Raw genomic sequence first — 14712 nt, forward strand, 5'->3', positions numbered from 1 at the left:
CATCTGGATAAGGTTTTCATCTGCTTACAGTTGTGCACCATTTGTTTCAATCACGTTTTTATACCAATGGAACGATTTCTTCCGGCTTCGCTCCAACGTACCGCTTCCATCATCATGCTTATCGACATAGATGAAACCATAACGCTTAGAGTACTCCCCTGTAGAGGCACTTACCAAGTCAATGCAGCCCCAGCTTGTATAACCCATCAAATCCACGCCATCTTCAATGGCTTCACCCATCGCTTTGATATGATCACGAAGGTATTCGATGCGATAATCATCGTTGATGCTGCCATCTTCTTCGACTTTATCATACGCTCCAAGTCCGTTTTCCACGATGAACAATGGCACTTGATAGCGATCATACATATCATTCAATGCAATACGCAGACCCAATGGATCGATTTCCCAGCCCCAGTCGCTTGCTTTTAAGAACGGGTTTTTCACACCAGACATGATATTGCCCTGTGCCTTCTCTTCATCGCTCTTTTCTGCTTTCTCTGTGCGGGACATGTAGTAGCTGAAACCAATGTAATCGACTGTTCCTGCTTCGATAGTTTCCAAATCACCTTCTTCAATCTGGAGCTCCACACCTTGTTCCTTGAAGAAACGTTTAGCGAATGCTGGATATGCACCGCGAACCATCACATCTCCGCAATAGTTATTGAACAAGCGAGCTTCCTGATCTGCGTAGAAGATATTCTCCGGCTTGCTGTCATATGCGTATACCGGTGCATAAATAATCATGCAGCCAATCTGTGCCTCTGGGTTTACTTCGTGACAGTATTGGACAGCTTTTGCACTGGCAATAAACTGATGATGCAGACCTTGGACTACTGATTGGTACTTATGCTCACCAGGCTGGATGGAGAAACCTAAGCTCATGATCGGCATGATAAGTCCGCTATTGATTTCATTGAATGTCATCCAATATTTCACTTTATCTTTGTAACGATCCAGAACAGCTTTTGCATAACGCTCGAAGAAAGTGATGACCTCACGGCTCTTCCAGCCGCCATATTCTTTCACTAGGTTAACTGGCATTTCATAATGAGAGATAGTAACAACCGGTTCAATACCGTGCTTAAGCAGCTCGTCGAACACACGATCATAGAAAGCAAGCCCCTCCTCGTTCGGCTCCAGCTCATCACCATTCGGGAAAATACGAGTCCAAGCAATGGACATACGGAATACTTTGAAGCCCATTTCCGCAAATAGTGCGATATCTTCTTTATAACGATGATAAAAGTCGATTGCTTCGTGGTTCGGGTACGAGTATTTATCCGTATCGATTTCAAAATCAAACCCTGGCTCTGCCAAGATGCGCAGACGCTCTTTCCCGCCTGGAAGTACATCCGCGATATTCAAGCCCTTATTGCCTTCATGGAAGCCTCCTTCCATTTGGTTAGCTGCCGTTGCGCCGCCCCATAGAAATCCTTGTGGAAATACTGTTTGATTTGTCATAGTTTATCTCTCCTTTTATGATTTAGGATGCTTCTTTTGATGTAGTTGCAGGAACTGCCAAATCCAGTATTGCTTCCCCGCTGGTAATAGTTCCTTCTGCAAGTGCTGTGATATCTTCATATTCAGCTGTATTTGTGATGATAATAGGTGTTATTACGTCATATCCTGCAGCTTGAATGGCTTCTATATCAAAGGATACAAGCTTTTGTCCTTTTTGGACTTTATCACCTGAGGCGATATGAGCTGTGAAATGCTCCCCATTCAATTTCACCGTATCAATACCGACATGAATCAAAACTTCAGAGCCATTTGTACTTCTTAAGCCAATAGCATGTTTTGTTGCAAATAACGTAACTACTTCACCATCTACAGGAGATACTACTTCACCTACTGCCGGCAAGATTGCTGTACCTTTACCCATGATTTCCTGCGCAAATGTCGGATCACTTACTTCTGCAAGCGAGCGAACCTCTCCTGTCAGCGGACTAGCGATGACTTCAGATGCTCTCTCAGAATCTGTTTCTTCTGCTGTATCTACTGCTTTTTCTTCTGTCGATGTTGTTTCCTCAGCAGGTGCTGCAACATCTTCAAAGCCCATGATCCATGTCATGATAGCTGCTGCAACGAATGCCAGGACAAGACCAAGAATGGCAAAGATGAACTCTGGTCCTACGAAAGTCGGAAGACCTGGAAGTCCTGCCATACCGGCAACGATATAGGCTTTTACATCCGTAAGTGCATATAGTAATCCACCGGCTGCAGCTCCGATCAAGGCTGCAACGAATGGTTTCTTCAATCGCATATTAACTCCGTACATAGCAGGCTCTGTAACACCCATAGTTGCTGTTAAAGCAGTTGTGAAGGACAACGACTTGAATTTTTTGTTTTTAGATCGCATTGCAACCGCGAATGCAGCACCAGCTTGTCCAAAGTTGGCAAGGAACATGGCCGGAATCATGTAATCAAAGCCATTTACTGCAATATTATTCAGCATAATTGGTACAAGTGCGTAATGCATACCAGTTATGATGATAAGCGAGAACGTTCCTGCAAGCAGGATCATAGCGATTATTCCAGCATTCTGGAATAAGAAGTTTGTTCCCGTAGACAAGTAGTTACCGGCTATAGCTCCAAGTGGCCCTACTGTAATCAAGGTAACTGGAACTACAACTAATAAAGTTACTGTCGGGACAACGATCAGCTTTAAGGAAGCATGTGTTACACTGTCTACCCATTTCTCCACATAAGACGCAATCCAGATAGCCAGCAAGATTGGTATGACCGTAGATGAATAGGTTGCGACTGTTACTGGCAATCCGACAAAGGAGATGGATCCTCCTTCTGCGAACATAGCAGTCAGCGTCGGATGCAGGATGGCTGCTCCTATCGCAGCTGCCACATACGGATTGGACCCGAATTTACGTGCTGCACTGATTGCCAGAAGTATCGGCAGGAAGTAGAATGCACCGTCTCCGATTACAGTCAGGATTTGATACGTCTGGGAGGCTTCTTGCAGCCAGCCGAATGTCACTAGCAGCGCCGCAATACCCTTGATCATACCGGCACCTGCGATAGCTGGCAGAATCGGTGTGAATACACCGGAAATAACGTCGAAGATAGAGCTGATTACATTTTTCTTTTGTTTCGATTCTTCGCCCTCTGTACTCTTTGATTCACTTAGATTGCTATTTGCTATAATTTCCTTATAAACCTTAGGTACCTCATTGCCGATAATCAGCTGAAACTGACTGCCGCTGATATTGGAACCAAGAACACCATCTACCTGCTCCAATGCTTGACGATCTGCTTTACTGTTATCGTACAAGTTGAAGCGAAGGCGTGTCATACAATGGATGACATTTTGTACGTTCGATTCTCCGCCTACCAATTGCAAAATTTCTTCTGCTGTTTTACGATGATTCATGATAGACCCTCCATTCGGGGATATTATAGTGAGGATAAAGGATGCCGCCTTTATCCTTTTTTCTTTGATAAGCTCATGGTTTTGTACACAAAAAAACCCAAACTACACACCGTGCACAGAGTTTCCTCTGTCTTCGGAATATAATTTAGGTTTTGCCTGCTTATCAGTAACAATCCTAAAGGATAGTTGTATTCGGTTGTTTGTATTACACACTCAATTTATCATGTAAGCGGATTATTGTCAACGCTTTCACTATATTTTTTTATGGATATATTACTAACCAACAACAAAAGAAGGCAAGGCTTAAATTAGCCCAGCCTGTTTAATTCAGTTGACTAATAGTTGAGGATTCAAATATGACATCGTCACCGTCTTTGTAATAATAGTAGACTTTACTATCATCTTTCAACCTAACAGCAACCATATAATTCGCGTTACCTCTCAAATTTGCAATGAAAGGTTCCATACTAATAATATCAGTTTCCTCAGTACTCTTATTAAGCAAATATTCATGAACAGCTTCTTCGGCACTGTATTTTCTATATGAAATGTAACCCCAAATAGCAATAGGAATGAGCATCACAATAGCGATTACAATCAATATGGTCTTTTTCATAATTTTCCTCTTATCGTTTTTTACCTGAATATATCATGTAAAAGTTGGTATAGTCATCATAAATTATTTTATGATGCATAAAAGAGCGTATAAAACCAATCCCTATTACAAAAAACGTCAAAAAAGAAAATGGTGATGAGGGTCTATTTCAATCTCTTCCTTTTGCAATAATTGAAATAGCAGCTGTTCTGGTGGTAATCTACTTGACGTTCCACATAGGAAAGCTGACCGAATTCATTTTCCTCTTCTCTTTACTTCGTTTAGCTCTCGTACATTGCACACATAGGGGAATCCTCTCATTCATTTACACGCTCCAATGAAGCAATAGTCACCGGTACCTTCTGTCTTACATAGGCTATGGCACATGATGAGATGAAGGAGGAACCCGCTTGACGGACCTGACAATGGCCCATTGGATGTATCTGGCAGGAACACTTTTGATTATTTTAACGATGCTAGTTCGGCAGAATGTGCTGGTTCCAGCATTATTGATGACCTTCTTAGTAGGTTGGACGTACACGGGGACGCTTGTGGAGGGACTGCAGGCAACCTTCAGCGCAAGTCTCACAGCTGCCTCGGAACTATTTAATATCTTCTTAATCATTACCGTTATGACTGCTTTGCTGCAGTCTTTAAAAGCATTACGGGCTGATGAACGGATGATCCGTCCTTTTGGCTATATTATGACTAACGGCCATACTTCCTTTTGGGTATTGGCATTCATTACGTACTGTATTTCCCTATTCTTTTGGCCTACACCTGCCGTACCGCTCGTAGGTGCAATTCTGCTCCCTGTTGCAATCAAAGCCGGCCTGCCGCCACTAGCTACTGGTGTGGCAATGGCGATTTCCGGCCAAGGTATGGCCCTTTCTGCTGACTATATTATTAAAATCGCACCAATGCTGAGTGCAACAGCCGCTGGTGTAGAGACAGCTGCGGTGGCGGACAAAGCGCTTATATTATCGCTTATCACCGGAATCACAGCCTTACTGCTGGCATACTTCCGTATTCGAAAAAAAATCTCTGCCCCTTCCAATGTGCATCTGGAAAGATGGAATGGGAACGATGCGTCCAGTGAAGCTCATTCAGGTAATAACCCGAGGTTCAGTGTCTTGTTTGCAATTCTGGTGCCTGCTGCCTTTCTTGTTGTCGTTATCTACATGGCCTATACGGCCTTCAGCAATACAGCTTCTCTTGAGGGCGGGGCAGGTGCTGCTTTAATTGGAGGTGCTGCTATCCTTCTAATGATTGCTGCAGCAGCCGCTTACAATTGGAAACAATCCTTGCATAATGTGAGTGACCACTTGGTAGACGGCTTCACCTTTTCTTTCCGGGCAATGGGGCCGGTAATTCCGATTGCAGGATTTTTCTTTTTAGGAAGCGGAGAAATATCTGCCAGGATATTCGGTCTGGAAGAGGCGGCGCAGGCTCCTTCCTTTCTCTTTGATTTAGTAGAAGCTGGTCAGCACTATATTCCAGAGAATCCTATTTTCGCCGGATTTGGTTTACTGATAGTCGGCATGGTAACTGGACTGGACGGTTCAGGCTTTTCCGGGCTCCCTCTCGTCGGGGCCCTTTCAGGCGCCCTAGCACCTGCTGTCGGTATGGATGCCTCTACGCTTGCTGCAATTGGACAAATGGGAGCGGTTTGGGTTGGTGGCGGCACGCTTATTGCCTGGTCTTCTATTGTAGCGATCGCTGGATTTGCACGGGTGCCGGTGATGGAATTAGTGCGGCAATGTTTTATCCCAGTCGTTACCGGACTTTTACTTTCTACCATCATCGGAATTTGGTTATTGTAAGAGATACAGGGACTTTAGACATAAGTGTTTTACCTAAATCAAAAACCGTACTAAGTGAGATCTTCTATTATGTGAAGATTTTAGTACGGTTTTTCCATTACAATGCTTTTATGATTTTAGACTTCTCCTAGGAGGGGGAACAGCAAACGATCATTTATACAGAGCTTGTCTCAGCTGAGAAGCTCCTTCTGCGACAGCTTGATGCGCTTCCTCTACTTGAGCTGTAAAACCAGCAAACCCATGAATCAGCCCTTCATAATTCTTCACGAAAACATCGACACCCTCCTGCTTTAGCTGTTCAGCATAAGCCAGTGCTTCATCCCGCAATGGATCATATTGAGCTGTCAAAATAGCTGCAGGCGGCAATGTATGGAGCAGCTCAGAGTGAACAGGCGATGCATATGGATTAAAACGGTCTGCTTCCGTCCGGTAATAATGACTGCGGAACCAATGCATTAAACGTTTGGTCAATAAAAAGCCTTCCGCATTTTCACGCAGCGAAGCCGGCTCTTCTCCGATATATCCCGTCGATGGGTATAGAAGCAATTGGAATACAGGTTTTTGTCCGCTTCTTTCCTCTGCCAGCAGACATACAACTGTTGCCAGATTCCCACCTGCACTATCCCCACCGACAGCTATTTTGTTGTGTTCGATTCCTAACCCTTCTGCATTGGCGGTTATCCATTGGTAGGAATCATACGCATCTTCCACGGCTGCCGGGAATTTATGTTCCGGTGCCAGCCGGTAATCTACCGAGATCACTGTACAATCTGCCAGATTGGCAATCTCACGGCAAGTTGCATCATGTGATTCAATGCTGCCGACAACCCAGCCGCCGCCATGATAAAAGACCAATGCTGGCTGCACCTTATTTTCAGAACGATAGATACGGATCGGCAGCACCCGATCATTTAATTCGATTTGACGGTCTTCAACTTTAGCTACTTCTTGTTTCGGTCCATCATCCTGCATTCTTGCTTGGTTGCGAAACTGTTCGGGTGAGACCGTTTCAAGCGGTATCGGCTGAGCATTCACTTCTTTCAAAAATGCTTGTATTCTTGGATTCAATGCCATGATAGTTCCCCCTTTTTCCATTCTTTTTTCCACTATCTTACTGTAATTTAAACATGGGTGCTTTGCAGCACCCTCTAACAAGGTTTACAATAAGATAATTCCATACTGACAGGAGTACAGCTTATGAAGAAATCAACGTATATCTGGTTAGGCATTGCTTTATTCGCAGCAGCACTGAATTTACGCCCGGCAATCAACTCCATTTCACCGCTTATTGAAATCATTCAATCGGAATTACATATGAATGCATCCAGCGCAAGTCTGCTCACTTCCATACCCGTTTTATGTATGGGGATCTTCTCACCGGTTGCCGCCAAGTTGGCCAATCGCTTCTCGCTTGAATATGTGATCGGCTGGTCCTTAGCCGTCATTGGCATCGGTACCATCATTCGCCTGTTCACTCATACTTCCTTCTTCCTTCTGTCAACTGCATTCCTGGCAGGAATCGGTATTGCAGCTGCAAGCCCCCTGCTTTCCGGGTTCATCAAAAAATACTTTCCTGATAGCAGTGCGTTTATGATCAGCATTTATACTGCTGCCTTAGCTGTTGGTGCCGGCATGGCTTCCGGGGGTGCAGCACCGATTCAGCATATTGTTGATTCCTGGCAAGTCTCTTTGGCTGCCTGGTCATTATTAGCACTTGCAGCAATCATAATATGGGTCCTCGTCGTATTGCCTCAAAAAAAGAAGGATAGGGCAATCCAAACATTCGGCGGCGCAGAGAAACTGCCTTGGAACCAGTGGAATGCCTGGCTGCTTACCTTTTCCTTCGGTGGTATGTCGTTTATTTTCTATTCGTTGACTGCTTGGCTCCCCCCAATTGTAGAAAATATGGGGTACAGCAAAATCTATGCAGCCAACTTGCTCGTCATATTCATGCTTCTGCAAGTACCTGCTAACCTAGCCATACCTTATCTGCTGAAGAAGATTCCGAGCCGTCTCTTCTGGCTTGTAACGGCCGCCCTTTTCGAATTGATCGGCTTTGGGATGATCTCCTTATCCTTCCTCCCTTGGCTGGCAGCTTGTTTCATCGGCCTCGGGGCCGGCGGTTTGTTCGCTATGAATTTGCTGCTTCCGATCGATGTGACAACAACCCATCAGGCAGCAGCCTCCTGGTCTGCCATGGTGCAGGCAGTCGGCTATATCCTCGGATCATTCGGCCCTGTTATTCTAGGGGCTGTCAATGATATGACCGGAAGCTTTTCTTATTCCATATTTGTATTGATAGCTGTGAATCTTTTGATGATCGTGATGCAGGTTCTCTCCGTCAAACGGAACTTCAAGCAAGAAAAAGTTGCCTCCAGACCAAAAATTGGATGATTAGCAGTTTGCTAGATTGGGTATCTTATTACTACAAACCCAATCACAAGGAGGATTCAAATCATGAGTTCATTAACAAAAGACGTTTTCACAACATATGCCGAGGAAGATACATTCGAGCTGGAGCCCTACTTAGATCATCTGTTTGAATTGAATGAAGAAGAATCCGATAATGAATAAATAAAAGAAGCAGCGGCTGCGGAACCGCTGCTTCTTTCTATTCACCTTTTTTCTCCTGCTGTCCTTCGAGAATCTTCTTCTGCACAAAGCGCAGATGCTCATACATTGCTGTATGCGCTTTGTATGCATCTCTTTCCTTCAATGCTTCATATATACGCTTGTGATGTGCTACTGTCTTTCCTTTTTCCCTTACAATGATATGGTTATTGATTTTTGCATGATATAAGAGAAGCGAGTGAATCATACCATCGAGAATCAGGTTATTCGCACTTAAGGCAATGATCCGATGAAATCGTTTATCCGCCTGTCCGTAGTTATTGTCCTGTGATTCCTCGATTTCCACGATCGTTTCATATAGTTCTTCCAGCTGTTCGTCGGTAATCTTCTCCGTTGCGATAGTAATCAGTCCGAGTTCCAATACGATCCTTGCCTCGATGATCGCTTGGATATTATCACTTGCTAAATTAAGCATATCCGAGAAAGGTGCCGAGCCAACCTTCAGATTGAAATAAGTGCCCTCCCGTGTTTTGCGTGTGATGATGCCGAGGGTCTCCAATGCACTCAAGGCTTCACGCAAAACAGTACGGCTCACGCCGAGGATCGTGATAAATTCCGCTTCGGTGGGCAGTTTGTCCCCCGGCTTCAGCTGGCCGCTCGATAGCAGATGCAAAATCCGTTCCACGACTTGTTTGGATAATGTTTTTCTGTTGACGTGCTCCACGTTCATTTGCAATGGGTCTCTCTCCATCATGTCCAACACCTTTATATGTGATAAACCTATGATACTGGGAATGGCACTAAAATACAAACGCATACAAAAGAGCCGCTCATAAAGATGCGACTCCGAATCTATCATCGAACAAGACAAGGCTTCTTGTTATCGAATTTCCAATCCCTGATCAAATATTGCATGGCTGCAGCGTCATTCCGGGCACCAAGTCCCATCGATTTATACAGCTTATGGGCTTCTTCTACCTGCTCCATGTCAATCTCGATTCCCAGACCAGGCTTATCGGGTACCGCTAGCTTTCCTTCGATAATTTCATATGGCTCTTTTGTCAATCGCTGTCCATCCTGCCAGATCCAATGTGTATCGATAGCTGTGATATTCCCAGGTGCAGCTGCCGCAACATGTGTGAACATAGCCAAAGATATGTCAAAATGATTATTGGAATGCGATCCCCAGGTAAGTCCCCACTCATGGCACATCTGCGCGACCCTTACAGAGCCCTGCATCGTCCAGAAATGCGGATCGGCAAGCGGAATGTCTACTGCCTGCGACTGGATGGCATGCCCCATCTGACGCCAGTCAGTAGCAATCATATTCGTGGCAGTCGGCAGTCCCGTAGCTCTGCGGAATTCCGCCATAATCTCGCGTGAGGAATAGCCGTTCTCAGCCCCGCAAGGATCCTCTGCATATGCCAGGATAGCATGCTTGCCTTTACAGAGGCGAATTGCCTCATCCAGGGACCATGCCCCATTCGGATCAAGTGTTATCCGGGCATCCGGGAATCGTTTGGCTAATGCCTCAATTGCTTGTATTTCCTCTTCACCAGCAAGTACTCCGCCCTTTAGCTTGAAATCCCGGAAACCATACTTTTCATATGTTGCCTCTGCCAGACGTACGATGGCTTCTGGTGTCAATGCTTCTTCATTGCGTAAACGGAACCAATCCGATTTTGCATCAGGCTCACTCTTGTACGCAAGATCTGTCTGTCCGCGATCGCCGACGTAGAACAAATATCCAAGCACATCCACTTCGCTGCGCTGCTGTCCTTCGCCTAAAAGCGCAGCGGCTGGAACTTGCAGGAACTTGCCGAGCAAGTCGAGGAGTGCCGCCTCCAACGCTGTCACTGCATGGATCGTTGTGCGTAAATCAAAAGTTTGTTCACCACGGCCTCCTGCATCTTGATGAGCGAATTGCTGTCTTACTTGGTTGAGGATTGCTTGATAAGAGGCGATTGACTCCCCAATTACAAAGGCTTTCGCTTGTTCAAGCGTCTGTCTGATCTTCTCTCCGCCCGGTACCTCCCCAACACCAACAGCACCAGAATTATCTCTGAGAATAACGATGTTACGTGTGAAATATGGGCCGTGTGCACCGCTCAAATTAAGCAGCATACTATCCCGGCCAGCCACCGGAATCACTTGCATCTCTGTAACAGCTGGCACGTGACTTGATTTCTCTGCTTTTATATTCTCTGATACTTGGTTCATATTTCAATCCCCTTCCAGTTATTTTGTTGGCGCTTCCAATTCTACGCGTTCGATTTTTCCAACGATGAATAGATAACTTAGGATGGCAACAAGTGCATTGGCTCCTACGAATATTAGTGCACCATTAAAGGAACCTGTTGCATTTACGATGTATCCAATGATGATCGGCGTTGTGATGGAAGCAATGTTTCCGAATGTATTGAAAAGCCCTCCGCTGACACCAGCTGTCTGCTTCGGAGAGGTATCCGAAACGACTGCCCAGCCTAAAGCACCAAAGCCTTTCCCGAAGAAAGCGAGTGACATGATAACTACCACAAGCCATTCTGCATCGACATAGTTACAAATGATCATAGTGCAGGAAAGCAGCATTCCGATGATAATCGGAGTCTTACGCGCAATCGTCAAAGAAAGATTTTTCCGGAGAAGGAAGTCGGAGAACATCCCGCCAAGGATTCCCCCGAGGAAACCGCAAATTGCTGGCAGAGAAGCAATGAACCCCGCCTCTAGAATAGACATGCCGCGCCCTTGAACCAAATAAACCGGGAACCAAGTCAGGAAGAAGTAGGTCAGTGTTGTGATACAATACTGCGCGATATAAATACCAATCAGCATCCGCTTTTTCAACAGCTGTTTAATGAATGGCCACTGAGATTGCTTCTCCCCAGTGTTTTCCTTCTTCTGATCCATATCCACGACTCCGCCGCCAGCTTCGATATAATCGATTTCCGCTTGGTTTGCCCGCGGATGCTCACGCGGATTACGGATCACTTTCAGCCATACAAATGCCAAAGCGATACCGATTGCTCCCATTACATAGAAGACAGACTCCCAGCCGAATCTGTAAGTCAGCCATCCCATCAGCGGTGAAAAGATGACAAGTGCGAAATACTGAGCTGAATTGAAGATAGCTGATGCTGTTCCCCGTTCATTACTCGGGAACCAAGCTGCGACAACTCGGCTGTTTCCCGGAAATGACGGCGCTTCAGCAAAACCGACAAGGAAACGAAGAGCAAATAAGACGATAATGGCAGTTCCTGCGGCAAAAAAGCCGATTGCTCCTTGCAGCAAAGTGAAAATTGACCAGAACAAAATGCTCATTCCGATAACAAGCTTGGAACCGAATTTATCCAGCAATATCCCGCCTGGTATTTGCCCGACTACATAAGCCCAGCCGAATGCAGAAAACACATAACCCATACTGACAGCATTCAATCCGAGGTCTGACTGCAATGCATCTCCCGCTATACTGATCGTTGCTCGGTCAGCATAGTTGACGGATGTGACTAAAAACAACATCATGACGATAAACCAACGGACCTTCGATTTCTTCATCTGTGAATTCTGCAGGTTATCTCTGACTTTATCCATATGCTTCATTCCTCCGCTCTATTGTAAGCGTTGTCAATATTCAAGAAGGAAAAAGGGCCGAAATAGCCCTCTATCCTTTTACAAATACAGTCTTGATGCTCGTAAAGAACTCCTTGGCAGCTTCTCCCTGCTCTCTCGAGTGGGAGCTTGATTGCTTCATTCCGCCAAATGGAGCCTGCAGCTCTACTCCGGCACTTTCCGCATTGACACGGACAAGCCCTGCTTCCATATCTTCCACGAACTGCAGGAATCGTCCAATGTTCTTCGTGAAAATAGATGCACTTAACCCGAATTTTACATCATTCGCCACATCTATTGCTTTTTCCTCCGAATCCACCTTGATCAAAGCGATGACAGGGCCAAAAATCTCCTCTTGAGCAATCACCATGTCATTGGTTACATCCTCAAAGATAGTCGGCTGGACGTAAAAGCCTTTCCCATAATCTCCATCTGTCAGCTGCTCACCACCCAGGATAAGCTTAGCTCCTTCTTCCATACCTTTTTGGATATAGTGAAGGCAGTTTTCCAGCTGCGCTTTACTTGCTATCGGACCAAGCCACACGTCCTGCTCGAGACTGTTGCCAATCGTGATTTCCTTCGTCTTTTCAATCAGTCTATCCCGGAATGCTTCATATATCGGCTCTTCTACTATGACTCTGCTTGTAGCAGTACACTTTTGACCCGTGGATCGGAATGCACCGCTGATTGTTGCATCCACTGCCTGTTCGATATCTGCATCAGCAGCTACAATGACCGGATTTTTCCCGCCCATCTCCAGCTGATACTTTGCTCCTCTCTCCAACGCCGTCAAACCAATGCCTTTACCGACATTATTGGATCCAGTGAAGGTAATACCATTTACCTTCGGATGCTCGGCCAACCCTTTCCCGATGACAGAACCCGCACCAGTAACCAGATTGATGACGCCTTTTGGAAAACCTGCCGCTTCAAAGCACTCGATTATTTTGATTGCTGTAATAGCAGTTTCAGAAGCCGGCTTAAACACGATGGTATTGCCGTAAATAAGCGCAGGCGCCATTTTCCAAATGGGAATTGCAACAGGGAAGTTCCACGGAGCAATGACACCGACAACTCCTAAAGGAACTCGCGTTGTATACATGAAGGCTCCAGGATCGGTCGATGGAATAACATCACCTGTTTTCCGCATCCCCTCCGCTGCATAATACTTCAGGATGGCAATACCGCGCTGCGTTTCACCGCGAGCTTCCGGCAATGTTTTTCCCATCTCTTTTGTGGCCGTTTCGGCAATCTCCTCGGCACGTTCCTCCAGGATAGCTGCAGCCCGATAAAGGAACTCTCCTCTGGCAGCACCGGATAAGCTTCGCCATTCCTTCCGTGCTGTATCCGCTGCTTCAACTGCCGATTCCAAATCGACTGTTGTGGAGCTCTGGATCTGACCAACAGGGTTGCTGGTATCTGCAGGATTAATGACTGTGATCTGTTCTGCTGATTCTGATTCCTGCCATTCTCCATTGATAAAGTTACGGTATACATTCGTTGTTACATTTGTAGCCATGTATTAGCTCTCCTTTATCTCTGAGATTTTCTCTTTACGCGGATATTTGTCCAGTGCCTTCGAAAGGATCTGTTCCATTTCGTTATAGTGCTCTTTTGTTACTGGTACAACCGGAGGACGTACATACCCTCTTGTCTGCAAGCCGATGATCTCCATCCCTGCTTTGATCAAGGAAACGGCGTAGCCTTTGCGTTGTTTCCTTATACTGTTGATTGGCAGGATGACATCTGCATATAATGCATCCAGCGTATCCTGGTCGCCTGCTAGCAGCGCCTCATAATACATTCGGGAAATATGCGGGATATAATTTGAAATAGCCGAGGAATAAGTTGTTATCCCGAGCGGGACATAAGCAGGCATTGTGACCTCCGCCATCGGCATACCGTTCAGGAAGTCAAGTCTCCCCTTAAATTCCTGCGTCAGACAAATATTCAAATCCATATTCCCGATGCCATCCTTAAACCCCTTCAGTTGGGGAAAAGCCGCCAGCCGTCTAACCGTCTCGACAGAGTAGACAGCATTATCCCTTTGATAGATAATCGCATCCAAGTCTGGTGCACTCTCGAATATTTCTTTTGCATACTGATAAAGTCCTTCCTGCTCCCCTTGAATCAGATAAGGCGGAAGCAGCAAAAATCCGTCAGCACCTTTTTCCTCTGATATCGCAGCAAGTTCAACAGCAGTACGGAGATTACCGCCGACTCCCGTGTAAATCGGAACCTTGCCAGCAACTGCTTCCATCGCTGTATCCAGCATCGCTTCATACTCTTTCCTATCCAAAGATTGGAATTCACCGGATCCACAAGCGATATAAATAGCATCCAGACCTTCTTCTACCAGAAAGTGGACATTTTCAAATAGTGCTTGTTCATCAAGCTTTCCAGCTTCGGTAAATGGTGCCACCGGAAACCCTAGAATACCTTTGGCTATTCCTGTTGATTGTCCCATAGTGTACCTCCTCAAGTAAGCGTTATCAATTCCGTTTGTTTAATTGTATTACAAATAGACAAAAGTGCAAATAATTTTTAGGTCTTTGAAAATACCGAAGAAAATATTGATAAAAGAAAAAACGGTATTCAACGAAACAGAGAAAGTATCGCCATAAAATACGGCATAAAAAAAGGGACCTAATCCCTATCCGTAATTTCTTCCGTAATTGGGTTTCGTTTCACTCCCAATCGGTTATACAACAACTAACCCCCATATCTTA

11 protein-coding genes are annotated in these 14712 nt (G+C 45.4%); 2 read left to right on the forward strand and 9 right to left on the reverse strand.

Annotation, left to right across the window (positions count from 1 at the left end; genetic code table 11):
* Nucleotides 1–24 precede the first annotated feature (24 nt).
* From CHH91_RS01790 to CHH91_RS01800, 3 genes are all read right to left on the reverse strand, one after another.
* Nucleotides 25–1464 carry a glycoside hydrolase family 1 protein gene (locus tag CHH91_RS01790; RefSeq protein WP_095221383.1) on the reverse strand — a complete coding sequence of 480 codons (1440 nt, stop codon included), beginning with the start codon at nucleotides 1462–1464 and terminating at the stop codon, nucleotides 25–27.
* Nucleotides 1465–1486: 22 nt separating this feature from the next.
* Complete coding sequence (locus CHH91_RS01795) at nucleotides 1487–3388, reverse strand: beta-glucoside-specific PTS transporter subunit IIABC (protein ID WP_095221385.1); 1902 nt, start codon at nucleotides 3386–3388, stop codon at nucleotides 1487–1489.
* A gap of 322 nt (nucleotides 3389–3710) precedes the next feature.
* Nucleotides 3711–4004, reverse strand: a complete 294-nt coding sequence (locus tag CHH91_RS01800) for a DUF3139 domain-containing protein (RefSeq protein WP_095221387.1) — start codon at nucleotides 4002–4004, stop codon at nucleotides 3711–3713.
* Nucleotides 4005–4393: 389 nt separating this feature from the next.
* On the opposite strand from CHH91_RS01800, the gene CHH91_RS01805 reads away from it, so the two are divergent.
* Entirely contained in the window at nucleotides 4394–5806 is a 1413-nt protein-coding gene (locus CHH91_RS01805) for a hypothetical protein (RefSeq protein WP_286160662.1), read from the forward strand.
* Between the two features lie 150 nt (nucleotides 5807–5956).
* Here CHH91_RS01805 and CHH91_RS01810 read toward each other — a convergent pair whose 3' ends face one another.
* Nucleotides 5957–6880, reverse strand: coding sequence for an alpha/beta hydrolase (locus CHH91_RS01810; protein ID WP_095221389.1), 924 nt, complete (start codon nucleotides 6878–6880; stop codon nucleotides 5957–5959).
* Nucleotides 6881–7003: 123 nt separating this feature from the next.
* Between CHH91_RS01810 and CHH91_RS01815 the strand changes: the two genes are divergently transcribed.
* Nucleotides 7004–8200, forward strand: a complete 1197-nt coding sequence (locus CHH91_RS01815) for an MFS transporter (protein ID WP_095221391.1) — start codon at nucleotides 7004–7006, stop codon at nucleotides 8198–8200.
* A gap of 217 nt (nucleotides 8201–8417) precedes the next feature.
* Here the strand turns inward: CHH91_RS01815 and CHH91_RS01820 are convergent, their stop codons facing one another.
* The 5 genes from CHH91_RS01820 to kdgD form a co-directional block, all read right to left on the reverse strand.
* The gene (locus CHH91_RS01820) at nucleotides 8418–9128 is read right to left on the reverse strand and encodes a FadR/GntR family transcriptional regulator (protein ID WP_286160667.1); all 711 of its coding nucleotides are present in this window, start codon (nucleotides 9126–9128) and stop codon (nucleotides 8418–8420) included.
* A 104-nt stretch (nucleotides 9129–9232) separates the two neighbouring features.
* Nucleotides 9233–10597 carry a glucarate dehydratase gene (gene gudD, locus CHH91_RS01825; RefSeq protein ID WP_095221395.1) on the reverse strand — a complete coding sequence of 455 codons (1365 nt, stop codon included), beginning with the start codon at nucleotides 10595–10597 and terminating at the stop codon, nucleotides 9233–9235.
* Between the two features lie 18 nt (nucleotides 10598–10615).
* On the reverse strand, nucleotides 10616–11929 hold the full coding sequence (locus CHH91_RS01830) for an MFS transporter (RefSeq protein WP_176465632.1): 1314 nt from the start codon (nucleotides 11927–11929) through the stop codon (nucleotides 10616–10618).
* A gap of 106 nt (nucleotides 11930–12035) precedes the next feature.
* Entirely contained in the window at nucleotides 12036–13502 is a 1467-nt protein-coding gene (gucD, locus tag CHH91_RS01835; RefSeq protein ID WP_095221398.1) for an alpha-ketoglutaric semialdehyde dehydrogenase GucD, read from the reverse strand.
* A 3-nt stretch (nucleotides 13503–13505) separates the two neighbouring features.
* Nucleotides 13506–14450 (reverse strand): 5-dehydro-4-deoxyglucarate dehydratase, encoded by a 945-nt coding sequence (gene kdgD, locus CHH91_RS01840; protein WP_095221399.1) that lies wholly within the window; start codon nucleotides 14448–14450, stop codon nucleotides 13506–13508.
* Nucleotides 14451–14712 lie beyond the last annotated feature (262 nt).

It is taken from the genome of Virgibacillus sp. 7505 (genome assembly GCF_002272135.1).
In the GTDB taxonomy this organism is placed as follows: Bacteria; Bacillota; Bacilli; order Bacillales; family Amphibacillaceae; genus Terribacillus.